This window comes from Nostoc sp. 2RC, from assembly GCF_014222165.1.
GTDB lineage: Bacteria > Cyanobacteriota > Cyanobacteriia > Cyanobacteriales > Nostocaceae > Nostoc > Nostoc linckia.
On record NZ_JACKZU010000071.1, the window covers coordinates 1 to 25,690 of the forward strand.

Here is a 25,690-nt window from a genome sequence, read left to right on the forward strand (position 1 = left end):
ATCTGACTCGCCCAATTTTGCAAAACTTCAATATACCTCATTTCTATTTTTCCTCTGCCTAGAGTGACAAAAGAGGGTTAATGATAAATATTCACACCGACCTACTTACGGTCAGTCCCCACAAGAAGGTTTTTTTGCATCTATTTAAAGACTCCCACTGTTTTGGGTCTATAGCTTTAGAATATTTACAAGCTTTAATTACAAATTAGCTCTTTCTAGAAAAACTGCTGTTTTTGCTGTCTGGGTTTGCATCGTACTTGTTTCTATCCTAATTTGTGTAGCTTAACCAACCAGCGAATTCAGTTAATATTAAACCTGTTTTACTATTTAGTTTCTTACCCCGACCATTAGACTCCTAGTGTTCATTTCATTTTGTTTAGTAGCTTTTAGCCCTTATCGCTCCCATGCTGACCCATCACCGCAAGCCCGTGTGCTTATCAATTATTTCTACTGACCTACCAATTTGGTCTGTTGTTGAAACTGCCGGGACATTGTATCAAAAAGACACTGACCGGTTTCATTTACTACTAACTGCACCGCCTCTAATTACTTGCGAAGTAGAAAGTGTCCTCAGTTCAGAAGACACTTCTCCTCAAAGTAAAAATAAAGCTTATGCTCCTAGCAGTCCCAGAATTTTGTGGTTGGAAATTTCCCCTTATCGGGTAATTATGACTATGCAAGGTAACGCCCAAGTGAGTTATCGTCACTTTTGGGAACAGGGTGTTTATGGTATTAGTCGTTATTGGTTGCCAACTGAGTCCTTGCAATGTAACGATCCGATTCGTTTACGAAACTTTACTACGAGCCTAGCTCTCAATGCACATCCTTTACCAGAACATTTGCGACTGGAATATGAATTGTGGGCAGACAAAATCCAACTAGGACGCTACATTCTGAATTTGGAAATTAAACATTGATATCTGGGGAGATGGGGAGATGGGGAGATTGTAATCGAATTTCACCCCACTACTCCTAACTCCTAACTCCTAATTTCCTGCTTGCCCCATGCTCATTTCAACCAAAATAACTCGGTTGATTTCCAGGTTTCCATTTAATGTTGCAACCAACACTCGGTTTTTGGTCAGTGGTAACAGGTTTATCTGCTAAGACTGCTTCAATGGCTGCACGTAAATCTGCACCCGTTACGGGTTTACCATTACTAGGACGACTATCATCTAATTGTCCCCGATAAACAAGTCGGCGCGAGGCATCAAATAGAAAAAAGTCTGGCGTACAAGCTGCTGTGTAAGCTTTTGCCGTTTCTTGGCTCTCATCGTAGCATAAGGTAAAGGTCAATCCTTGTTCTGTGGCAAATGCTTTTAATGAGTCTGGTGCATCATCTGGATAATTCTTGGCATCGTTAGCGCTGATGGCAACGATCGCTAAATCACTCGTAAAATAATCTTTGCCTAACTGCGCTAATTCTTGCTGCACGTGCTTGACAAATGGGCAATGCCGACAAAGGAAAATTACCAAGAGCGCTTTTTTGTCTGCAAATGTAGAAAGTGAAGTTGCCTTGCCAGATACAACTTCCGGTAGATTAAAATCTGGTGCTTTGGTGCCTAGTGGCAACATTGTTGAAGCTGTTAAAGCCATAATTCACCTGATATTTTTACCCCGATGAAGCTTTTGCTATCAGTATCTTTTCAAGATATCACTAAATATTGAACAAATCTGAGAGACGAGATATTTCCCGCCTCTCAGATTGATTGAAAGTTATTTTATGTAACTGAGTGATTACAGGCTGGTCAAAAAACCCACTATTCCATGTCCTGTAAATACTTCTAATGCTATTAGAGAAACAAAACCAATCATTGCTAAACGACCGTTGAGCAGTTCTGCATAAGGTGTGAAGCCAGTGCGATCGCCTTGCTCGTCTACATAAACTTTTGGCTCTAGGGCGAAGTTATTCAGTTTGCCTTGATCGTCAACTATAGCAGTGCTTGTACGCATGTGATTATCCCCTGTTATTTATTATGTAAAGAACTGTAACAAGTTTATTAACATTTGTAAAGTATCTTAGTAAAGTATCTTAATCTGTCCGAGTAAAAGTCCAAGGCAGAGATATGATTATGGATTGAGTTCAAAGCCGTGTGTTTAACCGTCATAGGCTTTGTTCTTTGTTCTGATGTTCTCTCAATCACTAATCCACTAATGCATCGATTTCGAGTAGAGGTTATTGCCAAAACCCCAAACCCGCAGCAGGTAATCTATGCCGCGATGCACCAAGACTATACCGATGGGTTCGTGTTTGACGAGCGCGATTCATGGCCTTCGGAGTCACAAAGCGGCGAAATTATTGTCAAGCGACTTTTGGCGGGAGAAAGAGGACATTATGGCCCTCTAGAGCATCCCCAGATTATTTTCAACTGTGGTTACTTTCCCCACAGTGTTATGCAACAGGCGCGTACTCACAGAGTAGGAGTTTCATTTGATGTCCAGTCTTTTAGATATACAGGCAACCAATTTATTGACGTAGTAGAAGGCAAGAAGGACATAGAAGATGTTATTTATCTGCGTCCCGTTGGTTACTACACTGATAGGCAAGGTAAAAAATATTACTATACACCAGAACAACGTGCTGCCGATTTAGAGTGGTGCTTAGAAGCGGCTAAACGATATAAAGCTGATTTTGAAGGTGGAATGTCTGAAGAACACGCCAGAGGTAAAGTACCTTTTGACTATCGTCAGCATTTTGTGGTTAGTTTCAATTTAAGGTCTTTCTTGCATTTTTGTGACTTGAGAAACAAGAAAGACGCTCAACTGGAAATTCAAAAATTGTGCGAACTGATGTGGCCTCACTTTGCTTCTTGGGCACCTGCTATTGCTCAATGGTATGAAAAGCAGCGTTTAGGCAAAGCAAGGTTAGCACCTTGATGAATAAGTTGAGATAGCAAACAGCATAGGGTACGCCTTCTAAAAATCACTAATTTTATACTTAATAAATTTGCTCATTTAATCTTGTATGGACTACGTATTGAAAGTTAAACTTCTCTCAAAGAACTCCCAGACACCTGCTTATGCTCATGAAGGAGATGCTGGACTAGATTTATTTTCCAGTGTTGAAACTCAGATTCAGCCTGGTGAAAGTGCGTTAGTTCCAACAGGCATTTGCATTCAGCTACCTCCAAACACTGAAGCTCAGATTAGACCCCGCAGTGGTTTGGCTCTAAAACATCAGATAACCGTTCTTAATTCACCCGGAACTATTGATGAAGGTTATCGAGGAGAGATCGGTGTAATTTTAATTAATCATGGTCGTACTACTTTTAAAGTTGATGTTGGAATGAAGATAGCTCAAATGGTAATTCAACCTGTAATTACAGTAAAAGTTGAGGCCAGCGAAGAATTGAGTACGACTACTAGAGGAGGAAAGGGTTTTGGTTCAACAGGCTTATAACAGGCCATCTTGGGATGAATATTTCTTAATGCTGGCAAAACTAGCAGCAACTAGATCGACTTGCTTAGCCTTTCCCGTAGGTGCTGTTATTGTTAAGAGTAAGCAAGTCTTAGCTACTGGGTACAATGGCCCGCCTTCAGGCTCCAGCCATTGTATATCCCAAGGTTTTTGTTATTCAGAACTGGCTAGTTGTGATGCTAGTAAGGATTTACCATCTAGGGCGGTTCATGCTGAAGCTAACGCAATTGCTCAGGCTGCTAAGCACGGCATAGCGACCAACGGAGCAAGCATTTACGTAACTTTAGAACCGTGTCTTTCTTGCTTGAAACTGATTATTTCGGCAGGAATTAAAGAAGTATATTATGAAACACCCTTTGTTGGTAGGGCAAACGCTCGCGTTAGAGATATTTTTCTTGAAGAAGGGCTGATTCAAATTAAACAAATTCACCTATCTCAAGAAATCGCAGAAAAAGCTTCCCTATCTCTTTTAAGACCAACATCTATTTTAGATACAGCTAGTAGAAAAAAGGTAGAGAACTAATCTTCTGTTCGCAATAACCAAAAGCCGCTATAAGTCATTCCAGAATCATCGGGTTGGACTAACAAAAAATGTAATCCTTGGCTTTGTTGTTTTCGTTGTTCGTATGTTTGGGCTGCTTTGGTAACTTCTGAATCTTCAAAAGTGGCAACAATCCATCTATCTACTAAGCCTGCTTCTAAAACTAAGCCATCTGGTGGGCCAGAAATGTAGTTTAATGCTACGGGACGGGCTTGTTGTAGCCACCGTGCCAACTGTATCGATCGCCTTCCACCATAAATTACCACACCAGCAACAGCGATGGTTGATGCTAAACCTAAATTAATTGGTTTGAGATATTCTGGAATGTGCAAAATCGGAATTGGGCGTTGTGCAAACACATCCACTAGTTCCCCGGCTGGAAGTGTCGCAAAACGCCATTGTTCTCCCCAGAGATTCTCTGGTAGTGGTGCAGGTGGTGGTTTATCTAGCACTGAAGGATATTGCTTTTCCTGTAACCATTGTTTGAGTGCTAAAGTGCGGCGAGTAGGTTCGACTTTAATACCTAAACTGCGTCCAGCCGCCTCAATTAAATTGAGAGATTGAGGACGAAACACCTCAATTAAATCCGGCAATTCTTCACCAGATGCTTGCTGAAATTGAGTTGCAACCCAATTAGAATTGACTGCTGATTGGAGACAAGTAGCTTCATATTCAAAACTACGAGTTGCATCACAAATCAACAATTCCCATAAGACTTTTCCAGATGCATCTGGTGATGGACGACGATAAAAATCAGCCTGCCAGGTTTTCATATTTTAGGTATGGGATATGGGGCATGGGGCATGAAGTATCCCTTCTCTGCGAGACGCTACGCGAACGGCTTCGCTCAGGGCAAGTGGGGATTGGGCATTGGGAAGCAGGAGCTAAAAAATTGGAGTTTTAACCTTATTGACGAAGCTCTAATATCGATGAACAAAGTTCTGAAGTTCATCGACAAACGTCTAATATTCGTTTCCAATACCCCATGCCCAATTTAAAAAGCCTGAATCCATTCTTTGACAGAATATTCTGTCCAGATGCCGTTTTTCCAATAAGGATCGTTTTCAATTAAGTCGCGAACAGTGGCTTCGTCTTCGGCTTCGTAAATTCCAAAAATTTTTGTGACATCTTTGGTGGGGCCAATGGTAATCAGTATGCCGGATTCTTTCTGTTTTGCTAATCCGTCTAAATGAGCTTGGCGGTAAGGAACACGTTTTTCAAGAACGTCTTCGCAATAAGTTCCCCAGAGTACGTATTTAGGCATATTGAATTTTAGATTTTGGATTTTGGATTTTAGATTTTGGATTTTGAATTTTGAATTTTGAATTTTGGAGTCAGTGTTTTGGGGAGTGAGGAATTATATTAACTCCTAACTCCTAACTCCTAACTCCTAACTCTTAACTCCTAAGGTTAACGCCGAATTTTTCCACTAAGGCTTCGCGGACTTTATTGTGTACTGGTTCCACTTCGGCTTCGGTGAGGGTGCGATCGCTTGCCCGATAAATTAGGCGGAATGCTAGACTGCGCTGGCCTTGGGGGACGTTTTCGCCACGATATTCGTCAAACAATTCCACTGATTCAAGTAAATCTTTGCCGGCTTTGGTAATTGCTTTTTGCAGTTCGCCCACTGAGACTTTCACGGGTGCGAAAAAGGCAATGTCGCGATCGCTTGCTGGGTAGGTGGAATAGGGGCGAAATTTGGGAATGAAGGTTTCGTCTTCCTCTAGGGAATTTAAAAGTGCATCTAAATTTAATTGGAAGATGTAGACTGAATCTGGTAAGCCTTTTTCTCGCCGCAGTTGCGGGTGAATTTGTCCAAAAATTCCCAGCCTATTACCTCTAATCCATAAAGAAGCGGTGCGTCCTGGATGCAAACGTTCGTCTCGACAGTCTGGTTGATATTCTACTTGCAAGCCGATTTGACGAAATACACTTTCTAAAATTCCTTTGGCTTCAAACCATGTTAAGGGTTGTTCGCGACCGCCTTTTGACCATTTGCCAATGAAAATGTCGCCTCCCATAATCCCAGCCAAGACTTCTGTTTCTTGCAAACCGTCTTCTTCTTGCCAGAAAATCTGCCCGATTTCAAAGCCGTTGAGGGCACCGTTACCCTGCTCGATATTATATTGAAAAGCGTCAATTAACCCAGAGATTAAATCGGTTCGCAAAGCTGAATATTCAACAAACAATGGATTTGTTAATACTATTTGTCTGTCTTCTCCTGGTTTAACTAAAGAATAATGAATTAATTCTGTTAAACCTTCTGCCCTCAAGAAAGCTCGTAATTTGCGAATCAATTCTTGGTCTAAAGGCAGATAACCAGCTTCGGCTTTTTCTGGTAAGGTATCGCAAAATCTGTTGTAACCATACAAGCGGGCGATTTCTTCAATTAAATCAATTTCCCGTTCTAAGTCGCGGTAACGATAGGGTGGAACTGAAACAGACCATGTAGGTTGCAGTGTATTATCTTGTCCTAAGACATTACCCAAAGCAGTTAACTTACAGCCTAAAGCAGTCAAAATCCTTTCAACGTCTTGTTCTTGGAGTTCTGCTGTTTCTTCTCCCAAATCGATTGGCCCTAGTACCTGATTCACTCTTTCTAAACGCAGGGTAATGGAACGACTCCAGGTAGATGGGTCGGGGCGGGTGTCGGCAATTTCTTGGTGAGTAATAACTCCATTAGCTAATTCGCTAATTAACGACAAGGCGCGACGATTTGCAACTTCCAATTCAGCGCGGTTAACTCCTCGTTCGTATCTTCCAGAAGCTTCACTTCTTAAGCCCACACTGCGAGAAGAACGGCGAATGGCCACGGAATCAAATAAAGCGGCTTCTAAAACTAAGCTTTCGGTAGCTTCATAGACTTCGGTTTCTTCTCCACCCATAACTCCCGCTAGGGCGACGGGTTTGTCGTTGGCGGTAATTAATAAATTTGGGGATGCTAAAGTGCGAGTTTGTCCGTCCAGGGTTTTCAGGGATTCTCCAGCAGTGGCGAAGCGGACACCGATGGTTAAACTTTCGCTATTGGCAACTGATTTTAAGCGATCGCCATCAAAGGCGTGCAGTGGTTGTCCCCATTCCAACAATACGTAGTTAGTAATGTCCACCACATTATTTATCGGGCGTACTCCCGCAGCCCGCAAACGCTGTTGCAACCAATCAGGAGATGGCGCAATTTTAATTTGTTCAATGACTGTACCAATGTAAGCAGGGCAAGCTTGGGTATCGGCAATTTTTAAAGCTAAATTTCCTGTATTTTTAGTAATTGGTACTTCACTCGGTAGGGGAATGCTCAATTTTCCACCAGTCAAAGCTGCTACTTCTCTGGCTACACCCACCATACTCAAGGCATCAGCCCGATTAGCGGTTGCCGTGAGGTCTAAAATGACATCATCTAAACCCAACAACGGACGCACATCGCTACCCAAGGTTAATTTTTCTTGGGGGAAAATATGAATTCCGTCTACATCGGTGGGCAAACCGAGTTCTTTTAAAGAACAAATCATGCCTTGAGAAGGGACACCACGCAGTTTTGCAGGTTTAATTTTTAAATCAATATTGGGTAAGTAAGTTCCCGTAGTTGCCACAGGCACATAGATATCTGCCTTGACATTAGCAGCGCCACAGACAATATTTAAAGTCTCATCTGCGCCAATATCCACTTGACAAACACTTAATTTATCAGCATTGGGGTGTGGTTGACGCTCAAGCACTCTCCCCACAACTACGCCATTTGCCCAAGTGCGGCGGTCTTCAATATCTTCTACTTCAAACCCCGCCATTGTCAGAGTTTCGGCTAATTCTTCTGGACTAAGTTTTATCTCTACTAGTTCGCGCAGCCAGTTTAAAGAAATACGCATGGAGTGTGCTGGTTTTAGGAATCGTCTTTTGCTCTCATTTTAGAGTGTCTTTTCGCTCGCGATCGCTATTCACTCCGCAAGTTATAGCCTTTCTCTTGAACAATCGTACTATGTTGCACTGACATAACAATCCCAGGATAAAAATTAATAAAATAACATCTTATACGTGCTTCCAGACTATTATGAAGATTATCCCAAAGCGTGTATGGGTGGCTGGGGTCATCGAGCTGTTGTTGTTGCTCCCAATGGCGATGTCCTACCTTGCCAAGCCGCCACTTCGATTCCAGAATTAGAATTTGCTAACGTCCGCAACCATTCACTAGATTGGATTTGGTTTGAATCGCCTGCTTTTAATTCCTTCCGGGGAACAGAATGGATGCCTGAACCTTGCCAAAGTTGCGATCGCCGTGGGGTTGATTTTGGTGGTTGCCGTTGCCAAGCTTTACTTCTGACAAACAATGCTGCTACCACCGATCCTGTGTGTCATCTCTCACCACACCATCACCTAATTACCACACTCACAAAACAAGCAAATCAGGAAAACTTGAATTCACCCCCGCCTTTGGTTTATCGCTCTATGTCAAAATCTCAATTTATAGCAGCCGACACACAACAAGCTGGAACTGGGGATTGGGGATTGGGTATCGGGCATTAAAAAGTCAATTTTATTCCTTTTTACCTGTTCCCTGTTACCTCTCTCCACTAGTAAAAATTCGGTATATTCATGAATTTAAGTTAAATGCATGAAAACTATTTTCAGTAGATCTGCTTGCGTAAATGGTTTGGTTAAATATCCAGATGCCCCGACTAATCTGGCTTTTACTTTGTCTACAATTCCTTTGTTACCAGTAACAAAGATAATAGGAGTCTGTTTAAACATTGAATTATTACGTATAATCTTACACAATTCATAACCGTCAATTCCTGCCATGTTTAGATCCAGCAAAATTAAGTCTGGTTTGTGCCTGATAATTGACAAAACTGCTTTTAATGGATCGTTGATGGTGACTACAGAAAAATTTTCATTTTCTAAAAAATGGCTAATTTCTTTAAGAATTGTGGGGCTATCATCTACAGAAACGATTTTGTGGATTTTTGGTGGAGTTACAGTAGCGGCGGCTACTCTTTCGGAAGGGGAATTTATGTTATTTGATATTGTTGGTTCTGGAAAGTTGGCTGTTGGAGGAGTGGAATTTTGTGGTAATTGTTCAACGACATCATTCTCTTGAGTAATATCTAGAGAACTATTGATTTCTTCTTGAGTATCAAATAAATCTGTGGTCAATTTTGGTAAAAACGATTTTTCCTCAAATAATTTTGGTAGTTTATCAAATGGTGGATCTGGTTCGTGTAAAATAATTCTCCCTTGAACGATGTAGGGATATAATTGCCGAGCTAGTTTAATTTCATCCTGATTCAAAATTGCAGCCAAATGACAAATGCTAAAACCTTTCATCCAGTTAGTTAAATTCGGCTGGAGATTTGGTAAATCTTTTTGCTCTAATTGGTTGTTAGCCAACAGATATGGACGCTGATACGGAGAAGAAATTTGTGGACTAAATGACTGCCAACTCTCTAATCTTGCTTGGCAGCGTTCTAAAATTTTTTCTATGTCGAACCTGCAAATTTTTGACATTCTACTAAAAGGTTCACTTAATTCATAACTGCCTTCTTTAATGAGCAAAAATGATTCAATCACTTCTTTAACTAATTCTTGAATCAATGCTGCTGCTTGCGTAGAATGTAGATGTTGTTGACTAACAAGCCAGTATATAGCTTGATATTCAGGAGGCTGGCTTGTGGATTGAGCATCTTGTTCTGTTAACTGACTGTGCAAGTCAGGTTCAAACATCAAACGAACTTGAACGCGAACCTCGTTGGTAAGTAATGGAATTTGATGGCCTAAGCGACGCAAATGACGTTCTAGTCGGTCAAAGGGTTCTACTGAATGAGTAGCGTAAGTTATTTTGCCTTGTTCTAAGTAAATCAACCACGAAACTGAGTTACTAAATGCTTGTAAACAAGTAGTGTCCGAGCAATTAGATAATTGTCTTAACAAACTTAAAGGACGTAGTTTGGCAAACACACCTGAATTATTCATACTTTTTCTACTTTTTTGCGGAATCAGCAACCTAACATTTGTAAATTACAAATATCAGCGATGAAGTATTTTCTTCTTTGTAATATTTCTTTATGCACAAATTATTTATTTGAAATATGTATATATATTAAAATTCATAAATTTTTCAATTGTTAGTTGTATTTTATACGTTTTTTGGAGGTGTGTGGAATAAGTCTTTTTGTTTAATTGTGTACAGTATCTATGAAAAAACTTGTCTTTAGTTGTGTTTCCAGTTGTTCTTAACTGATGTAGGTGAAAATAAACAAATGTAAAGAAGAATTATCAATACAATGTCAGTATTATCTTGATTGTTTTTAACTTGACTGACTACCGATCGCTCTCGATCTGAAACTGCAATCATCTACATCTTTCGCTAGAGTAGTTTCCTAAGGAACTAAATTTGATTCTCGGTTTTCACAATTACCCAGGCACACTTGTAAAGTAAACGAACTTAATTATGCTGAATTACTTTTATATTAAGAAATTATTGTCCTACATAAAATCTTTAAAAACTTATGTAGGAAATTCTACGTATTTATTGTACTGTAGGTTTGATAGATATAAATTTTTGGTAGATACACTACAACAGATAATGCTGAGTTTTGAGAAACTCTTTTTTGCAAAACTAAACGCCGTTCAACCTCTGCTGAAATATGTAGAGAACTGGGTGAGAAGAACTTGTTTGATGCTAACCACAGCATCTACAACTAGATACTATTATCTGTAGTCGCGTTAGTGACTAGCAAACATATAGATTGAAAATAGGAAATTAAAACTTTGGATTTTAACATAACACAAAAAGTTATGCATGACACATTAAGACTTGATGAAGTTGTAGAATTTGCAGAAAACCCAGAACCGCGTTGTCCGTGTGTCCTCTTACTAGATACATCCGGCTCAATGCAGGGAGACCCCATTGAGGCTTTGAATCAGGGTTTACTCAGTTTAAAGGATGAATTAGTCAAAAATCCCTTGGCTGCTAGAAGAGTAGAAGTGGCCATCGTCACCTTTGACAGCAATATTAATGTAGTACAAGACTTTGTAACCGCCGATCAATTCAATCCGCCGATTTTAACAGCTCAGGGATTGACAACGATGGGTGCAGGAATTCATAAAGCTTTAGATCTTATTCAAGAAAGAAAGTCTCAGTATCGTACCAATGGAATTGCTTACTACCGTCCTTGGGTATTTATGATTACCGATGGAGAACCGCAAGGTGAGTTAGATCATGTAGTAGAGCAAGCAGCCCAACGCTTACAAGGTGATGAAGCTAGTAAGCGTGTAGCATTTTTTACAGTAGGTGTAGAAAATGCGAATATGACGCGCTTAAATCAAATAGCTGTACGTACTCCACTGAAACTCAAAGGACTAAACTTCATTGAGATGTTTGTTTGGCTTTCAGCTAGTATGTCGGCTGTTTCGCATTCCCAGGTGGACGAACAGGTAGCACTACCGCCAATTGGTTGGGGGACTGTTTAATTACAAAAATGGCAGCTAGCTGTTGGAACAAAACCTTATGAACATATCGAAACAGATTGCTCAATGGCGGATTGTGGCTGCGTCAGTATGTGGTACAAGTCACTTAAGAAACAAGCAATTATGCCAGGACGCTCATCACTGGCAGATATTGGCGGATAACATTTTAGTGGCAGCAGCAGCAGATGGCGCGGGTTCTGCAAGTCTGGGGAAAGTAGGAGCGATGCTGGCTGTGGAAACAGCCATCGAAAACCTATCTAGTAAAGGACTAACCCGGAGCAGTTTGACTAATGATGCTAATGTGCGATCGCTCTTAAATGATGCCTTACTAGCTGCCAAAAAAGCTGTTGAACAAGAAGCAGTTGCTTGCGAAAAACAACTTGCTGACTTAGCAACTACTTTAATTATTATGGTTGCCACACCAGAGGTTGTGGCTGTAGCCCAAATAGGTGATGGTCTGGCTGTGGCCAAAGACCGACTGGGCAACCTTTTAGCAGTAACTATGCCTGATAGTGGCGAATACATCAACGAAACCACTTTTTTAACTTCGCCCACTGCCTTAGACACAGCACAGATGAGATTATGGCGTACAGACATAGTAAATGTTGGTATAATTACTGACGGGTTACAAATGCTGGCTTTAAATATGGTTGTTGGGGAACCTCATAAACCGTTCTTTTTTCCGCTGTTTGAATTTGTAGCCAATGCCGAGGACAAGACAGCAGCAAAAGAGCAGTTAGTAAAATTTTTACGTTCAGAGCGGATTGCCCAACGCACTGATGATGATTTGACACTGATAATAGCTGCATTCAACAACTCATAAGCATTAACTTTAAAAATTTGAGATTTTAAATACTCCCGTTAGCGGTAATTGACTATGCAGGTACTACGTTATTCTCCCAAAAAAGAAATCCTCAATTTGAGTGTGAGTCTGGGGCGTGGCGGTGAAGCTTGTGTTTATGCAGTGCCATCCGATGGCAACTTGGTGGCCAAGATATACCATAAGCCAACCAGTGCCCATGCCGAAAAACTCCAAGCGATGCTGGCTAACCCGCCAGAAAACCCCACAGCTAGTTTGGGGCATATTTCCATCGCTTGGCCTGAGGCTTTCTTGCACGCAGCAGATGGTAGCAACAACATCCTGGGGTTTTTAATGCCACGCATTCAAGGAATGCGTCCAATCATTGACTTTTATAACCCCAGAACTCGTCGCCAACACTGCCCCTTATTCAATTATCAGTACCTGCTCCGCACCGCTCGTAACTTAGCGGCGGCTTTTGCGGCTTTACACGCTAGCGGATATTGCATTGGTGATGTGAATGAGTCAAACATCCTCGTCAGTGACACAGCACTGGTGACCTTAATTGACACAGACTCATTCCAAGTACGTAACCCTGATGGTAACTTGGTTTACCGTTGTCCAGTGGGTAAACCGGAGTTTACGCCACCAGAACTTCAAAATAAAACTTTTGCAGAACACGATCGCGAAATTTCTCACGATTTATTCGGGTTAGCAGTACTAGTATTCCAACTATTAATGGAAGGTACGCACCCATTTTCTGGGATTTTTCAAGGTGCCATTGAGCCTCCACCTTACGAAGCTCGCATCGCCGCCGGTCATTTTACTTACAGCCAAAAACGACGCGTACCTTACCTACCTACACCCATCGCCCCCCCTTGGGAAATTCTTCATCCTGGGTTACAAGAACTATTCGTGCGTTGTTTTGAAGATGGTCACAACAACCCACAGCTACGTCCTAGCGCCCAAACTTGGCTCAGTGCAATCGCAGAAGCCGAAGATTCCCTAATTACTTGCACAACTAATCCCCAACATCGTTACAACAACCACCTAGACCTTTGTCCTTGGTGCGAACGTACCGTGCGATTAGGTGGACGCGATCCTTTCCCATCACATCGAGCAATAGAAGCCAAAGAACATCTCCAACCCCGAATCAAGCCGAAAAAGCGCCACACCCAAACACCGCGTTTGCCACAACGGGCCATGCCATCGCACTTAGCAAATTATTGGCAACCAATGACGCCAAGCGGTTCCTATTATAGACGCTCCAAAAAATCTAAGTTGTACCCCATTGGTTTTTGCTTATTGGGTTTAGTTTTATTGGGATCTGCGGACTTAATGATTAAATTTACTGAGCCGTTAGTTTCCCAAAACGCTTACACTCAACAAACATTGAAATCTAATCAGGGAATTAATAAACTCAGCTTTGCCGATTATTATCAACAAGGTCATAGTGCTTACAAACAGCGAGACTATGAAAAAGCAGTTGCAAATTATAGTCAAGCCATTGAACAAGAACCCAAACACGCCAAAGCCCTAGTTAATCGAGGCAATGCTCGTTATAATCTCAAAGATTATGAAGGAGCAGTTCTAGATTATACCCAAGCTTTGAAAATCAAACCCAAGGAAATTAAAGCTTTGGTGAATCGGGGAAATGCGCGGTTTATGCTTGCTGAGTATAGCAACGATCCGGATACAGAATATAATTTAGCCCTCACGGATTACAATCGCGCCATTGGTCTCGATCCCCAAGAAGTTGAAGCTTACATTAGACGTGGTATTGTCCGCGCCCAAATGGCTAAATATAGCGGTGAGTCTCAACAAATTTATAAAAGAGCGATCGCAGATTTTACTCAAGCAATCAAACTGAATTTATCCAAAGCAGAAGCTTATTTTCAGCGTGGTGTTGTTTACTATCAAATTGCCCAATATAGCAGCAATTACGAGCAAGAATATAAACAAGCGATCGCTGACTTTAGCCAAGCATTAACCATCAGCCCCAAACTAGCAAAAGCCTTCCTCAAACGAGGTATGGTGCGTTATGAACTAGCCCAATATGGTGGCAGTGAATCCAACCAAAACCAAACAAAGGCAATGGCAGATTTACAGACAGCTGCCAAAATCTTTCTTGAGCAAGATGATATGGATAACTATCAGCAAGCACTCAGTAATATGTGTGTAGTTGTTGAAAACAAATGTGACCCTTTATTCCCAGGCTCAAGTAATGCAGAAAAAATCAACTAAATTCAGAATTCAGGAGTCAGAATTCAGAATTCAGAATTCAGAATGGGCTGCGCTAACAGTAGTCAGAATTAGAATCATCTCTGTGCTTAGCTATCAGACTTAGATTGTGTACTTCAGGATGATTGAATGCTGTATTAGTTGGATATTATTGGTTTTGATTGAATAAATCAAATCTGATTATGATTTGCTAGTGTTAATTTCATAGCAATTTCTAGGGGCGCACAGCTAGCTGTGCGCCCCTACAATAATTTAATACCTATGCTGTAGGAGTTCAAAAATTCAACCGGATTACTAATGCATAATTTATTAAAAAATAATTAAAGAATTCTTTTATACTTGCCTAATTAATTCTGAATTCTGACTCCTGAATTCTGAATTCTACTCTATAGATATTCTTTATATATAAAAGATTTTAATTTATATCTACTTCATAATTTTGTCAAAAAATACAGTTAGATTATTGACTGAGAAAAATAAATCAGAAATCAATTTTTCTCCATATAAGTGCATCCTCTTCATATCAGGAAAGACAAATAATATCTCTGCAAATTTCCGAGGTAATTGCATGAAAGCGGTAATTTTGGCTGGAGGGCTTGGTACACGCCTCAGTGAAGAAACTAGTATCAGACCCAAGCCGATGGTTGAGATTGGTGGTAAGCCCATTCTGTGGCACATAATGAAGACTTACTCTACCCACGGCATTAATGACTTTATTATTTGTTGTGGTTACAAAGGTTACATAATTAAAGAGTATTTCGCTAACTACTTTTTACACATGTCAGATGTCACCTTTGACATGAGATTTAACCAAATGAATGTGCATTCTGGATATGCTGAACCTTGGCGTGTCACTTTAGTAAATACGGGCGATCATACAATGACTGGTGGACGCTTAAAACGCATCAGCGAACATCTGGGAAATGAAACTTTTTGCTTTACTTATGGTGATGGTGTCAGTGATATTAATATCACCGAATTAATTCAATTTCACCAACAACAAAATACCTTAGCGACCCTCACAGCGGTACAACCAGCAGGACGTTTTGGTGCCATTTCCTTAGGATACGAGCAAACTAAAATCACCAGTTTTCGGGAAAAACCTGAAGGCGATGGTGCTTGGATTAATGGCGGCTATTTTATATTAGAACCAGAAGTGATAAACTTGATTGCTGATGATTCCACCGTGTGGGAACAAGAGCCATTGGAAAAGTTAGCTTACATGGAACAGCTATCTGCTTTCAAACACTATGGTTTTTGGCAACCAATGGATACCTTACGTGATAAAAATTATCTAGAGGGGCTATGGAACAGCAATCAGGCTCCTTGGAAGGTATGGTAAAAAAAGTTAGGAGTTAGGAGTTAGGAGTTAAATAACAAATAACAAATAACGAATGACAAAGCTCCTTGGAAGGTATGGTAAAAAAGAGTTAGGAGTTAGGAGTTAAATAACAAATAACGAATAACAAATAACGAATGACAAATGACTTTATAGATTTAGTGTAACTACAAGTACGATAATTCTAATGTATGATTTTGCAATTATAGGTGGGGGAATAGTTGGACTCTCTACAGCGTTGGCTTTAGGTAAACGCTATGCCAATGCACGTATTTTAGTAGTAGAAAAAGAGAGTCAATGGGCATTTCATCAAACTGGCAATAATAGCGGGGTAATTCATTCTGGTATTTACTATAAACCAGGGAGTTTCAAAGCTAAATTTTGCCGCGATGGTTCCCGTTCAATGGTAGATTTCTGTCAAGAATATGGAATTGACCATGAAGTTTGTGGTAAAGTAATTGTTGCCACTGAAGAACAAGAGCTACCACGCCTCGAAAATCTTTACCAACGCGGTTTAGAAAACGGCATAAAAGTCCAAAGAATTAGCCCCGAAGAAGTCAAGGAAATCGAACCTCATGTTAGTTGTGTTGGGGGAATTCGGGTATTTTCAACCGGCATTGTTAACTACAAGCAAGTTTGTTTGAAATATGCCGAGCTGATTCAACAGCAAGGGGGAGATTTACGCCTAAATACAAAAGTATTGAAAATCTTACCAAGGGGTAAAAGCCAGGTACTAGAAACCAACAAAGGTAGCTTTGAAACTCGGTTCGTAATTAATTGTAGTGGATTGCATAGCGATCGCACTGCCAGATTAAATAAAGTTGAACCCCAAGCCAAAATTGTTCCATTCCGGGGAGAATACTACGAACTCACTCCAGAGAAACGCTATCTAGTCAAAACTTTAATTTATCCAGTACCGAACCCAGATTTTCCTTTTTTAGGCGTCCACTTTACCCGGATGATTGATGGTAGCGTTCATGCAGGGCCAAACGCGGTTCTATCCCTCAAACGCGAAGGTTACACAAAAACCGATTTTGATTTGGGCGATTTTCTAGAGGTTATGACTTATCCCGGTTTCTGGAAATTAGCAGCCAAACATGCACCTGAAGGCATCCAAGAAATTATTCGTTCCTTTAGTAAAGCAGCCTTCGTGAAAAGTTTGCAAAAACTAATTCCCGAAGTCCAAGCAGAAGATTTAGTCCCCACCCATGCAGGAGTCCGCGCTCAAGCCTTAATGAACGATGGCAAGCTTGTAGACGATTTTTTGATTGTTTCCGGCGAAAACTCCATCCATGTTTGCAATGCCCCTTCTCCTGCTGCTACTTCTTCTCTAGAAATTGGCAAAGCAATTGTGGCGCAAATTCCCCAAATTTCGCATCTAGATAGCGTAGTAACTGCATAGATAGTTATAGTTGCTTGTGCTTTGAGCATACATATTAACGTTTCCCAATTCAGAGATTAATCTTGTGGGTTGGGCCAAAAAGCCCGTCCACAACATCAAAGGACGGGCGAGACGCCCATCCCACAAGGGTGAAGTACACCATCTAAGTTTCAAAAACAGACATAGAAACTATCTGAATTCTGACTCCTGTTAGCGCAGCAGGGCGTAGCCCATTCTGAATTCTGAATTCTGACTCCTGACTCCTGAATTCTGACTCCTTTAACTCTTCAATACAAAGGCATTAACTACAATGAAAATATTAGTAACTGGCACAGAAGGCTATCTGGGTTCACTATTGCCATCTTTGTTAATGGAACGGGGACATGAAGTTATCGGTATAGATACTGGTTACTATAAAGTCGGTTGGCTCTACAACGGTACTGATATCACAGCCAAAACTCTTAACAAAGATATCCGTAATATCACCCCTGATGATTTGTCAGGTGTGGAAGCAGTTGTTCACATGGCGGAACTTTCCAACGACCCCGCAGGACAATTAGCACCCAATATTACCTACCAAATTAATCATGTAGGTTCAGTTCGTTTGGCTAGCTTGGCTAAGGCTATGGGTGTGCGTCGTTTTGTATATATGTCTTCGTGCAGTGTCTACGGTGTTGCTACTGGCACTGATGTTACAGAAGAATCTCCGGTTAATCCCCAAACAGCTTACGCAGAGTGTAAAACCCTTGTAGAAAGAGATGTTGCGCCATTAGCTGACGATGACTTCTCACCTACCTTTATGCGGAATGCAACTGCTTTTGGTGCTTCTCCCAGGATGCGCTTTGATATTGTTTTAAACAACTTAGCAGGGTTGGCTTGGACTAGCAAACAAATCAAAATGACCAGTGATGGTACTCCTTGGCGTCCATTAGTTCATGCATTGGATATTTGCAAAGCGATAGTCTGCGCCTTGGAAGCACCACGAGATATTGTACATAACCAAATCTTCAATGTTGGAGATACAGCTAATAATTATCGGGTGAAAGAAATCGCTGAAATTATTGCTGATGTTTTCCCTGATTGTAAATTGTTGTTTGGCAATAACGGCGCAGATAACCGCAGTTACCGGGTATCCTTTGAGAAAATTAACAGTATTTTACCTGGATTTAAATGTGATTGGAATGCTCGCCTTGGTGCCGAGCAGTTACTTAAATTATTCAGTCAAATTGATATGGCTGAAGATACTTTCTTGTTTAGAGGATTTACTCGTTTAAAACAGCTAGAGTATTTAATTCGTACCGAGCAAATAGACAAAGATTTCTTCTGGAAGAAGTAGAAAGTGTTTGTAGTTTGTGCTTTAGCGCTAAAGTGCAAACTACAAATATATATTCTTATTTACACAGCAATTTGTTCACTATTAATAGGGCTGGAAATTATGGCGATCGCAAAATGTCGTTTTAGTGGTCAACCTTTACATAAAACCTTTGTTGACTTAGGCATGTCACCCTTAGCCAATGCTTATCTAAGACCAGAACAACTAAATAAAGCCGAAAAAATTTATCCTCTCCACGCTTATATTTCGGAAGATACCCTCTTAGTTCAATTAGAACAATTTGAGACTCCAGACCAAATTTTTAGTGACTACGCTTACTTTTCTTCCTATTCAACAAGTTGGCTAAAACATGCCAAAAATTACACCGATATGATGGTGGAAAAGTTTCACTTTAATCATCATACCCAAGTTATTGAAATCGCTAGTAATGACGGTTACTTACTGCAATATTTTTTAGAGAAAGGCATCCCTGTTTTAGGAATAGAACCAGCGGCAAATATAGCCAAGGTTGCAGAAGATAGAGGTATTCCTACTATTAACAAGTTTTTTGGAGTTGAAACTGCCAAAGAACTAGTTATGGAAGGAAAGTTAGCTGACCTTTTAATAGGTAATAACGTTTTAGCTCATGTGCCAGATTTAAACGATTTCATCGCTGGGATGAAAGCCATTCTCAAACCAAATGGCATCTTGACGATGGAATTTCCTCACATTTTGCAACTCATCGAGCAAAATCAATTTGATACTATTTATCACGAGCATTTTTCTTATTTCTCCTTCTTGACCATTGAAAAAATCTTTGCAGCACACAACTTGCGAATTTTTGATGTGGAGGAATTAGCAACTCATGGTGGTTCCCTCAGAATATATGCCAAACACGATGATGTTGATTATCCTAGCATTAGAGAACGAGTACGGTATTTAAAAGAAAAAGAAATTGCTGCTGGACTACATCGCATAGAAACTTACATTTCATTTGGAGAGAAAGTTAAAGCAACAAAACACAAGCTATTAAGTTTTATCTTAGCGGCTAAAGCAGAAGGAAAATCAATTGTTGGTTATGGCGCACCCGCTAAAGGTAATACCTTGCTCAATTATTGTGGTATTGGGAAGGATTTTATTGATTACACTGTAGATTGCAATCCCTACAAGCAAGGTTTATTTTTACCTGGAACTCATATCCCTATCTTTCATCCAGATAAAATTCGGGAAACTCAGCCAAATTATGTACTAATTTTACCCTGGAATCTCAAGGAAGAAATTATGGAACAAATGGCATTTATTAGCGAATGGGGCGGACAATTTGTAGTGCCAATTCCTGAAGTACAAATTTACCCATGTCCTGTTCCTGATAGGGTTTTAATAGCATTGTAATTAGTAAATATAAGTCTTTCAGGAGTCATCAATTAGAATTCATCATCAATGATTGTAATGTTTAATGATTAACTCCTGAATTACCTTTTTTAAAAAGGCGTATTTGCCATGAAAATATTTGCTATCGAACCATAGGCTATTTGCAAATTTCAATACTCCACTATGCCTAAATTACTGACCATTGCCATTCCTACTTATAATCGCGCTGTATTACTGGATAAACAATTAGCATGGCTGGCTCAAGCTATCAAAGGTTTTGAAGATGAATGTGAAATTTTAGTTTCTGATAATTGTTCCACAGACAATACTCAAGAAATAATCAAAAAATGGCAAAATACACTCAGTAATATCACATTCAACTCAAATAAAAACTACAAGAATTTAGGCGTAGTCAAGAATATTATGTATTGCCTAAATTCTGCAACCACAAAATATGTTTGGACAATTGGTGATGATGACCCAATTCAAGATAGAGCCATTGCTTATGTAATCGATAAACTCAGATTGCACGAAAATTTATCATTATTGTTTTTAAATTTTTCTGGACGCAATCAAATTACAGGCGAACCAGTTCATCCCCCCACAATTATTGGGAATCGCTGGTTTGATATAGATAGCGAACATGGTGATGGTGACGGTAAAGGTATATTTGAACATTGCTTTTCCAAAAGCGTCGGCGCAGTTATTTTCTTAACAGCTACAATCTACCGTACTGATTTAGTAAAACGCGCTTTGCGAATTTGGCCTGACGCTGAAAATAACTGGATATCTTTAGCTTATTTAGCCGGTTATTGTGCTGCAAATGGTAGTGTAATTGTCACTAAAGAAACTTATTTGGAATGTGTTGTTGGTGTGAGTTATTGGCAAAAAGAACCAAAATCTGCACTGTTAATGCAATACAAACACATCCCAGAAGTGATTTTGAAATTGCAAGAAAATGGATATTCTAAGCATTTTTGTAGAAGAATGCTATTGCAAAACGGTAAACAAGTCAACTGGAAAGTTTTCTTGGGTGCTTTAAGAAGATGGCCGATGTCTGCTATCAAGACAGTAGTTCCATTCTTAGCTTTAGTTAGTTTGTGTGCTTTTGACGTGATGATTTACAAAGAGTTTGAGTTAGCAGAATCAAGTGAAATATCTAGTCAGGAAATGCGGAGTTACGAGCCTTAAATAATTCGTACCTTGTAATTTGCAATGACGCTTTTTTTCTGCGAAATTCTCCGCTAGTAAAATTTGCAATCATATCAATAAATAGGAGGATTTTACATTATGTTGAATGGAATTTTCCGGGCAATTAAACACAAAATATTTATGCTGTATTTTGATTTAAAATACTACCTAGCCCTTTGGGAGCATAGCAAAAAATTGCCAGCATTAACAGCAGGCGATCGCCAAATCCTCAAAGCTCTTAAAAAAGACGGTGTTTATGTCACAACACTCACAGATTTAGGGTTAAATTCTGGCTCCGAACTCCTGAAAGCTGCTTATGAACAATTGTCTCAGATGGCAGATCCAAATAATGCCCATTTAGAGGAAAAGTTACCACAAATTTACACAGTCACAGGTATACCAGAAATTTTTAACTGGGGAAACCACACAAGGCTGCTCAATATCATCGAAAATTATATTGGTTTGCCTGTTGCGTTTCATGGCGTACATTTACGCAAAGATTTTCCTAGCAAACACCAATTTGGAACGCTGTTATGGCATAGCGACGCTGAAGACCGACGCATCATCAAAATCTTTATTTATCTGAATGATGTCGAAGAAAAAACCGGGCCATTTGAATATATTCCTCGTTCTTTAACTCCTATATTCAGTTGGAAATATATTCAGCTTTACTATAAACTTTTCAAGTCAAATTATATGGGGATTGACGATGAAGATGTGAAACCAGTCATCCCTAAATCAGCTTGGAAATCCTGTACTGGTGCAGCAGGTACAGTAATTATTGTAGATACAAAAAATGCTTTGCATCACGGTACAGTCCGCACAGAAGAACGGTCAACATTATTCTTTTGTTATACCGCTAATCCTCCGGAAAGACCAGAGCTTTGTACGCAATATTGGGATGATACTTATTACAGAGTAAAGTTAGCTTCTACTTTAGAGGAAGTTAAAGCTTAAGTCCGCAAAAACAAGAGTGGGTAAATCAAGATTTATTTTGGAGTAATTAGAATGATTTTTACTGAAACAGAACTCAAAGACGCATTCATTATTGACTTAGAAGAAAAGCCAGACCATCGTGGTTTTTTCGCCCGGACTTTCTGCGCTCAAGAATTTGCAGCACGTGATTTAAAGCCGACAGTCGCCCAATGTAATCTGTCTTTTAATTACAAAAAAGGCACAATTCGGGGTATGCACTATCAAATTCAACCAGCAACCGAAACAAAATTAATTCGCTGCACTAAAGGCGCTATCTATGACGTAATTATTGATATGCGTCCCGAATCTCCCACCTTTTTATCACACATCGGCGTAGAACTCACTCCAGAAAATCGTCGTGCTTTGTATGTTCCAGAAATGTTTGCTCACGGTTATCAAACACTCACAGATGAAACCGAAGTTGTATATCAAGTAGGTGAATTTTACACACCTGGATATGAGCGTGGTTTACGCTATGACGACCCATTTTTTAACATTGATTGGCCTTTAGATGTCACAGAAATCTCTGAAAAAGATTTAAATTGGCCCTTATTAAGAATGATGACCGTCGGCGGTACAGCTACTAGATAATCTCCCCTCCTTTTCTCTGCGCCTCTGCGCCTCTGCGTGAGTCAAAAAATTAATCAAGGTAGAAATAAATGCCAACTAATATTCTATCTCTGCTCACCAACGCCTCCTCTGTAATCTCTAAAAAAATCCAAGCCCGCATCAATTACGCCAAAACTTTACAAGTTGTTTCCCTCAAACCCAAACAACCTTCTAAAGGAAACGTACTCCTTTCTTATCGAATTGAACCATTCTTATTAAAACCAGGTCAACCAATGCCTAACGACCATACTTGGTATTGGGAAGTTTGGCAAATAGCGCAAACTTTTTTAGACATGCGCTACAACGTTGATGTCATCCAGTTTCACAATGATAAATTCGTTCCCGAAAAAAATTACGCATTTTTCATTGATATTCGTCATCGAATGGAGGCACTTGCACCAAAACTGAATAAAGATTGCATTAAAGTTTTTCATGTTGACATTGCGAATATGGTATTTCGTAATGCAGCTGAATGCAATCGGCTGCTAGAACTCCAACAACGCAGAGGAATTACCTTAACTCCACAGCGATTTGAAACGCCTAATTTGGGCATTGAATATGCCGATTGTGCTACTGTTTTGGGCAACGATTTTACAGTTGGTACATTCCAATATGCCAACAAACCAATGTATCGTATCCCCATTTCTACCCCCATTGTTTATCCCTATCCCGAACAGAAAGATTTTGCCGCAGTCAGGAAAAATTTTCTGTGGTTTGGTGGTAGTGCTTTAGTTCTCAAAGGACTAGATTTAGTTTTAGATGCCTTTGCTCAAATGCCAGAATACCATTTAACGGTTTGCGGCCCCATTAGTAATGACAAAGAATTTGAGAAGGCTTTCTATAAAGAACTCTACGAAACACCAAACATTCATACTTATGGCTGGATTGATGTTAGTAGTCCTGAGTTTATCCAGGTAACAAATAATTGCCTCGGACTTGTTTATCCTTCCGTTTCCGAGGGACAGTCAGGAGCAGTCATCAGTTGCTTACACGCTGGATTAATTCCGATTTTAAGTTATGAATCTGGTGTGGATGTCCACGATTTTGGTGTAATTTTTGATAACCTTTCTCTAGAAGAAATTAAAGCGAAAGTCAGAAGTATTGCCAATTCCCCCGTAGCAGACCTGAAAATTATGTCTCAAAAAGCTTGGGAATACGCCAGAACAAATCATACCAGAGAAAAGTTTGCTCAAGCATATAAAAATGCTGTAGAGCAAATGCTCGATCGCCAAAAATCTCAAAAACAGAGTTATCCCATAGAATCTAACAAACAACTCGTACAACAAAGTAAAAAATAAAAAGTATTTATCTTTAAACTTTTTACTTATTTACACTGCGATTAATCAACCTTTGCGTACCTCTGCGCTTTCCTCTGTGCGACGGCAGTCGCCACAAGTCGGGAAACCCGCCCAACGCGCTGCCTCCCCTCTGCGTTTGAAAACATTGCTTCCGTACCTCATTAAACTGGAAATTGCTATAGAGTACCAAAGTATTACTAATACAAATCGCATCTGAAAATGTACTTAATAACTATTGGTAACGAATTATTAAGTACAAAATAATTAGAAATTTGTAACACAACAAACAGTTCTCAAAAGGAGTTTAGTCCATGATTATTATCGATCGCGCCTTACAAGCCAGAGCAGCAGCAGGTAATCCCATTAAAGTCGGGATGATTGGTGCTGGTTTTATGGGTAGAGGAATTGCCAACCAAATTGTCAATTCAGTCCCAGGAATGGAGTTAGTTGCTATCTTTAATCGCCATATTGATGCAGCTAAACAAGCTTATTCAGAAGCAGGAATTGAAGATATTCAAGTTGTTGCAACTGTCGGCGAATTAGAAGATGCGATCGCCAACGGGAAATATGCAGTCACAGAAGACGCTAAGTTACTGTGTCGTGCCGAAAGTATCGATGCACTCATCGAAGTTACAGGTGCAATTGAATTTGGCGCTCAAATCGTCATGGAAGCGATCGCCCATCGCAAACATGTAATTATGATGAACGCCGAACTCGACGGCACCATTGGCCCCATCCTCAAAGTTTATGCCGACAAAGCAGGCGTTATTCTCAGCGCTTGTGATGGCGACCAGCCAGGGGTACAAATGAACCTCTACCGGTTTGTCAAAAGCATTGGTTTAACTCCCCTGTTGTGCGGTAACATCAAAGGACTCCAAGACCCCTATCGCAATCCCACCACCCAGGAAGGATTTGCCAAACGTTGGGGTCAAAAGCCCCACATGGTAGCTAGCTTTGCCGATGGAACCAAAATTTCCTTCGAGCAAGCCATTGTTGCCAACGCCACAGGCATGAAAGTCGCCAAACGCGGTATGTTCGGATATGACTTCACCGGCTACGTCGATGAAATGACCAAACTCTATGATGTGGAACAACTCAAAGAACTTGGTGGTATCGTCGATTATGTAGTTGGAGCCAAACCCGGCCCTGGTGTATACGTATTTGCCACCCACGACGACCCCAAGCAACGCCATTATCTGAACTTATATAAATTAGGTGAAGGCCCCCTTTATAGCTTCTATACTCCCTATCACCTCTGTCATTTTGAAGTTCCCCTATCGGTAGCGCGTGTAGTTTTGTTCGGTGATGCCGTCATGTCTCCCCTAGCAGGCCCCTTAGTAGATGTAGTCACCACCGCTAAAATCGACCTCCAAGCCGGAGAAACCCTCGACGGCATCGGCTACTACATGACCTACGGACAATGCGAAAATTCCGACATCGTCCAACAGCAAAATCTCCTACCAATCGGTTTAGCCGAAGGATGTCGCCTCAAACGAGACATTCCTAGAGATCGAGTCCTCACATACGACGACGTAGAATTACCCGAAGGTAGAGTTTGCGACCAATTACGGGCCGAGCAAAACAGCTATTTCGCCCCAGAGAAAATCTTGGCAGCAGTTGGGTATTAAAGTTTCAGATTTATAGACGTGGGGATGAGGAGACTTTTGAGGCACGGGAAAAGGTTAAAGGGTAAAGGGTAAAGGGATAAATTTAACCTTTCCCCCTTTCCCTTTCCCCCTTTCCCCCATACCCAATGC

Annotated in this window: 23 protein-coding genes; 17 read left to right on the forward strand and 6 right to left on the reverse strand. The window is 40.4% G+C overall.

Going from position 1 to position 25,690, the window contains the following annotated elements:
* The first annotated feature begins 404 nt into the window (after positions 1–404).
* A complete protein-coding gene (locus tag GNE10_RS10840; RefSeq protein WP_185565190.1) occupies positions 405–917 on the forward strand; it encodes a hypothetical protein in 513 nt (170 codons plus the stop codon).
* A 97-nt stretch (positions 918–1,014) separates the two neighbouring features.
* Here GNE10_RS10840 and GNE10_RS10845 read toward each other — a convergent pair whose 3' ends face one another.
* Both GNE10_RS10845 and GNE10_RS10850 read right to left on the reverse strand, forming a co-directional pair.
* Positions 1,015–1,596, reverse strand: a complete 582-nt coding sequence (locus GNE10_RS10845; protein ID WP_099066806.1) for a thioredoxin family protein — start codon at positions 1,594–1,596, stop codon at positions 1,015–1,017.
* A gap of 141 nt (positions 1,597–1,737) precedes the next feature.
* A complete protein-coding gene (locus GNE10_RS10850) occupies positions 1,738–1,953 on the reverse strand; it encodes a chlorophyll a/b-binding protein (RefSeq protein WP_099066805.1) in 216 nt (71 codons plus the stop codon).
* 201 nt (positions 1,954–2,154) lie between these two features.
* On the opposite strand from GNE10_RS10850, the gene thyX reads away from it, so the two are divergent.
* The 3 genes from thyX (at position 2,155) to GNE10_RS10865 (ending at position 3,941) form a co-directional block, all read left to right on the forward strand.
* On the forward strand, positions 2,155–2,877 hold the full coding sequence (gene thyX, locus GNE10_RS10855; RefSeq protein WP_099066804.1) for an FAD-dependent thymidylate synthase: 723 nt from the start codon (positions 2,155–2,157) through the stop codon (positions 2,875–2,877).
* An 88-nt stretch (positions 2,878–2,965) separates the two neighbouring features.
* The gene (gene dut, locus GNE10_RS10860; RefSeq protein WP_185565191.1) at positions 2,966–3,400 is read left to right on the forward strand and encodes a dUTP diphosphatase; all 435 of its coding nucleotides are present in this window, start codon (positions 2,966–2,968) and stop codon (positions 3,398–3,400) included.
* Entirely contained in the window at positions 3,381–3,941 is a 561-nt protein-coding gene (locus GNE10_RS10865) for a dCMP deaminase family protein (RefSeq protein ID WP_099066802.1), read from the forward strand. Before dut ends, GNE10_RS10865 begins: the two co-directional genes overlap by 20 nt.
* Here the strand turns inward: GNE10_RS10865 and GNE10_RS10870 are convergent.
* The 3 genes from GNE10_RS10870 to pheT form a co-directional block, all read right to left on the reverse strand.
* The gene (locus GNE10_RS10870; RefSeq protein ID WP_185565192.1) at positions 3,938–4,732 is read right to left on the reverse strand and encodes a Tab2/Atab2 family RNA-binding protein; all 795 of its coding nucleotides are present in this window, start codon (positions 4,730–4,732) and stop codon (positions 3,938–3,940) included. The two genes, GNE10_RS10865 and GNE10_RS10870, sit on opposite strands and share 4 nt — an antisense overlap.
* A gap of 221 nt (positions 4,733–4,953) precedes the next feature.
* Complete coding sequence (locus GNE10_RS10875; RefSeq protein ID WP_185565193.1) at positions 4,954–5,223, reverse strand: YciI family protein; 270 nt, start codon at positions 5,221–5,223, stop codon at positions 4,954–4,956.
* A gap of 133 nt (positions 5,224–5,356) precedes the next feature.
* Positions 5,357–7,819 carry a phenylalanine--tRNA ligase subunit beta gene (gene pheT / locus GNE10_RS10880; RefSeq protein ID WP_185565194.1) on the reverse strand — a complete coding sequence of 821 codons (2,463 nt, stop codon included), beginning with the start codon at positions 7,817–7,819 and terminating at the stop codon, positions 5,357–5,359.
* A gap of 166 nt (positions 7,820–7,985) precedes the next feature.
* Between pheT and GNE10_RS10885 the strand changes: the two genes are divergently transcribed.
* On the forward strand, positions 7,986–8,474 hold the full coding sequence (locus GNE10_RS10885; RefSeq protein ID WP_311774806.1) for an SPASM domain-containing protein: 489 nt from the start codon (positions 7,986–7,988) through the stop codon (positions 8,472–8,474).
* A gap of 75 nt (positions 8,475–8,549) precedes the next feature.
* Here GNE10_RS10885 and GNE10_RS10890 read toward each other — a convergent pair whose 3' ends face one another.
* Complete coding sequence (locus tag GNE10_RS10890; protein WP_185565195.1) at positions 8,550–9,920, reverse strand: response regulator; 1,371 nt, start codon at positions 9,918–9,920, stop codon at positions 8,550–8,552.
* Between the two features lie 825 nt (positions 9,921–10,745).
* Here GNE10_RS10890 and GNE10_RS10895 point away from each other — a divergent pair.
* From GNE10_RS10895 to GNE10_RS10950, 12 genes are all read left to right on the forward strand, one after another.
* On the forward strand, positions 10,746–11,420 hold the full coding sequence (locus GNE10_RS10895; protein ID WP_099072643.1) for a VWA domain-containing protein: 675 nt from the start codon (positions 10,746–10,748) through the stop codon (positions 11,418–11,420).
* A 37-nt stretch (positions 11,421–11,457) separates the two neighbouring features.
* On the forward strand, positions 11,458–12,240 hold the full coding sequence (locus GNE10_RS10900; protein WP_185565196.1) for a PP2C family serine/threonine-protein phosphatase: 783 nt from the start codon (positions 11,458–11,460) through the stop codon (positions 12,238–12,240).
* Positions 12,241–12,294: 54 nt separating this feature from the next.
* Complete coding sequence (locus GNE10_RS10905; RefSeq protein WP_185565197.1) at positions 12,295–14,460, forward strand: tetratricopeptide repeat protein; 2,166 nt, start codon at positions 12,295–12,297, stop codon at positions 14,458–14,460.
* Positions 14,461–15,025: 565 nt separating this feature from the next.
* Positions 15,026–15,799 carry a glucose-1-phosphate cytidylyltransferase gene (gene rfbF, locus GNE10_RS10910; protein ID WP_185565198.1) on the forward strand — a complete coding sequence of 258 codons (774 nt, stop codon included), beginning with the start codon at positions 15,026–15,028 and terminating at the stop codon, positions 15,797–15,799.
* 184 nt (positions 15,800–15,983) lie between these two features.
* The gene (lhgO, locus tag GNE10_RS10915; protein WP_185565199.1) at positions 15,984–17,198 is read left to right on the forward strand and encodes an L-2-hydroxyglutarate oxidase; all 1,215 of its coding nucleotides are present in this window, start codon (positions 15,984–15,986) and stop codon (positions 17,196–17,198) included.
* A 289-nt stretch (positions 17,199–17,487) separates the two neighbouring features.
* Complete coding sequence (locus tag GNE10_RS10920) at positions 17,488–18,513, forward strand: NAD(P)-dependent oxidoreductase (protein WP_099072359.1); 1,026 nt, start codon at positions 17,488–17,490, stop codon at positions 18,511–18,513.
* A 99-nt stretch (positions 18,514–18,612) separates the two neighbouring features.
* Positions 18,613–19,881 (forward strand): class I SAM-dependent methyltransferase, encoded by a 1,269-nt coding sequence (locus tag GNE10_RS10925; RefSeq protein ID WP_185565200.1) that lies wholly within the window; start codon positions 18,613–18,615, stop codon positions 19,879–19,881.
* Positions 19,882–20,043: 162 nt separating this feature from the next.
* Positions 20,044–21,051: a glycosyltransferase family 2 protein gene (locus GNE10_RS10930; RefSeq protein WP_185565201.1), complete on the forward strand. Its 1,008-nt coding sequence runs from the start codon at positions 20,044–20,046 to the stop codon at positions 21,049–21,051.
* 99 nt (positions 21,052–21,150) lie between these two features.
* Positions 21,151–22,008, forward strand: coding sequence for a phytanoyl-CoA dioxygenase (locus GNE10_RS10935; RefSeq protein WP_221642809.1), 858 nt, complete (start codon positions 21,151–21,153; stop codon positions 22,006–22,008).
* A gap of 51 nt (positions 22,009–22,059) precedes the next feature.
* Positions 22,060–22,617 carry a dTDP-4-dehydrorhamnose 3,5-epimerase gene (gene rfbC, locus GNE10_RS10940; RefSeq protein ID WP_185565202.1) on the forward strand — a complete coding sequence of 186 codons (558 nt, stop codon included), beginning with the start codon at positions 22,060–22,062 and terminating at the stop codon, positions 22,615–22,617.
* A 68-nt stretch (positions 22,618–22,685) separates the two neighbouring features.
* Positions 22,686–23,933 (forward strand): glycosyltransferase, encoded by a 1,248-nt coding sequence (locus GNE10_RS10945; protein WP_185565203.1) that lies wholly within the window; start codon positions 22,686–22,688, stop codon positions 23,931–23,933.
* Between the two features lie 311 nt (positions 23,934–24,244).
* Positions 24,245–25,561, forward strand: a complete 1,317-nt coding sequence (locus tag GNE10_RS10950; RefSeq protein ID WP_185565204.1) for an NAD(P)H-dependent oxidoreductase — start codon at positions 24,245–24,247, stop codon at positions 25,559–25,561.
* Positions 25,562–25,690 lie beyond the last annotated feature (129 nt).

What these genes read in the sequence shown, in the direction of transcription:
- GNE10_RS10950 (WP_185565204.1), top strand. Translation starts at nt 24,245, where the DNA reads ATGATTATTATCGATCGCGCCTTACAAGCCAGAGCAGCAGCAGGTAAT.
- GNE10_RS10935 (WP_221642809.1), top strand. Translation starts at nt 21,151, where the DNA reads ATGTTGAATGGAATTTTCCGGGCAATTAAACACAAAATATTTATGCTG.
- GNE10_RS10850 (WP_099066805.1), bottom strand. Translation starts at nt 1,953, where the DNA reads ATGCGTACAAGCACTGCTATAGTTGACGATCAAGGCAAACTGAATAAC.
- GNE10_RS10900 (WP_185565196.1), top strand. Translation starts at nt 11,458, where the DNA reads ATGAACATATCGAAACAGATTGCTCAATGGCGGATTGTGGCTGCGTCA.
- lhgO (WP_185565199.1), top strand. Translation starts at nt 15,984, where the DNA reads ATGTATGATTTTGCAATTATAGGTGGGGGAATAGTTGGACTCTCTACA.
- GNE10_RS10870 (WP_185565192.1), bottom strand. Translation starts at nt 4,732, where the DNA reads ATGAAAACCTGGCAGGCTGATTTTTATCGTCGTCCATCACCAGATGCA.
- GNE10_RS10930 (WP_185565201.1), top strand. Translation starts at nt 20,044, where the DNA reads ATGCCTAAATTACTGACCATTGCCATTCCTACTTATAATCGCGCTGTA.
- GNE10_RS10845 (WP_099066806.1), bottom strand. Translation starts at nt 1,596, where the DNA reads ATGGCTTTAACAGCTTCAACAATGTTGCCACTAGGCACCAAAGCACCA.
- GNE10_RS10895 (WP_099072643.1), top strand. Translation starts at nt 10,746, where the DNA reads ATGCATGACACATTAAGACTTGATGAAGTTGTAGAATTTGCAGAAAAC.
- GNE10_RS10945 (WP_185565203.1), top strand. Translation starts at nt 22,686, where the DNA reads ATGCCAACTAATATTCTATCTCTGCTCACCAACGCCTCCTCTGTAATC.
- GNE10_RS10890 (WP_185565195.1), bottom strand. Translation starts at nt 9,920, where the DNA reads ATGAATAATTCAGGTGTGTTTGCCAAACTACGTCCTTTAAGTTTGTTA.
- rfbF (WP_185565198.1), top strand. Translation starts at nt 15,026, where the DNA reads ATGAAAGCGGTAATTTTGGCTGGAGGGCTTGGTACACGCCTCAGTGAA.
- GNE10_RS10905 (WP_185565197.1), top strand. Translation starts at nt 12,295, where the DNA reads ATGCAGGTACTACGTTATTCTCCCAAAAAAGAAATCCTCAATTTGAGT.
- pheT (WP_185565194.1), bottom strand. Translation starts at nt 7,819, where the DNA reads ATGCGTATTTCTTTAAACTGGCTGCGCGAACTAGTAGAGATAAAACTT.
- dut (WP_185565191.1), top strand. Translation starts at nt 2,966, where the DNA reads ATGGACTACGTATTGAAAGTTAAACTTCTCTCAAAGAACTCCCAGACA.
- GNE10_RS10840 (WP_185565190.1), top strand. Translation starts at nt 405, where the DNA reads ATGCTGACCCATCACCGCAAGCCCGTGTGCTTATCAATTATTTCTACT.
- GNE10_RS10920 (WP_099072359.1), top strand. Translation starts at nt 17,488, where the DNA reads ATGAAAATATTAGTAACTGGCACAGAAGGCTATCTGGGTTCACTATTG.
- rfbC (WP_185565202.1), top strand. Translation starts at nt 22,060, where the DNA reads ATGATTTTTACTGAAACAGAACTCAAAGACGCATTCATTATTGACTTA.
- thyX (WP_099066804.1), top strand. Translation starts at nt 2,155, where the DNA reads ATGCATCGATTTCGAGTAGAGGTTATTGCCAAAACCCCAAACCCGCAG.
- GNE10_RS10925 (WP_185565200.1), top strand. Translation starts at nt 18,613, where the DNA reads ATGGCGATCGCAAAATGTCGTTTTAGTGGTCAACCTTTACATAAAACC.
- GNE10_RS10875 (WP_185565193.1), bottom strand. Translation starts at nt 5,223, where the DNA reads ATGCCTAAATACGTACTCTGGGGAACTTATTGCGAAGACGTTCTTGAA.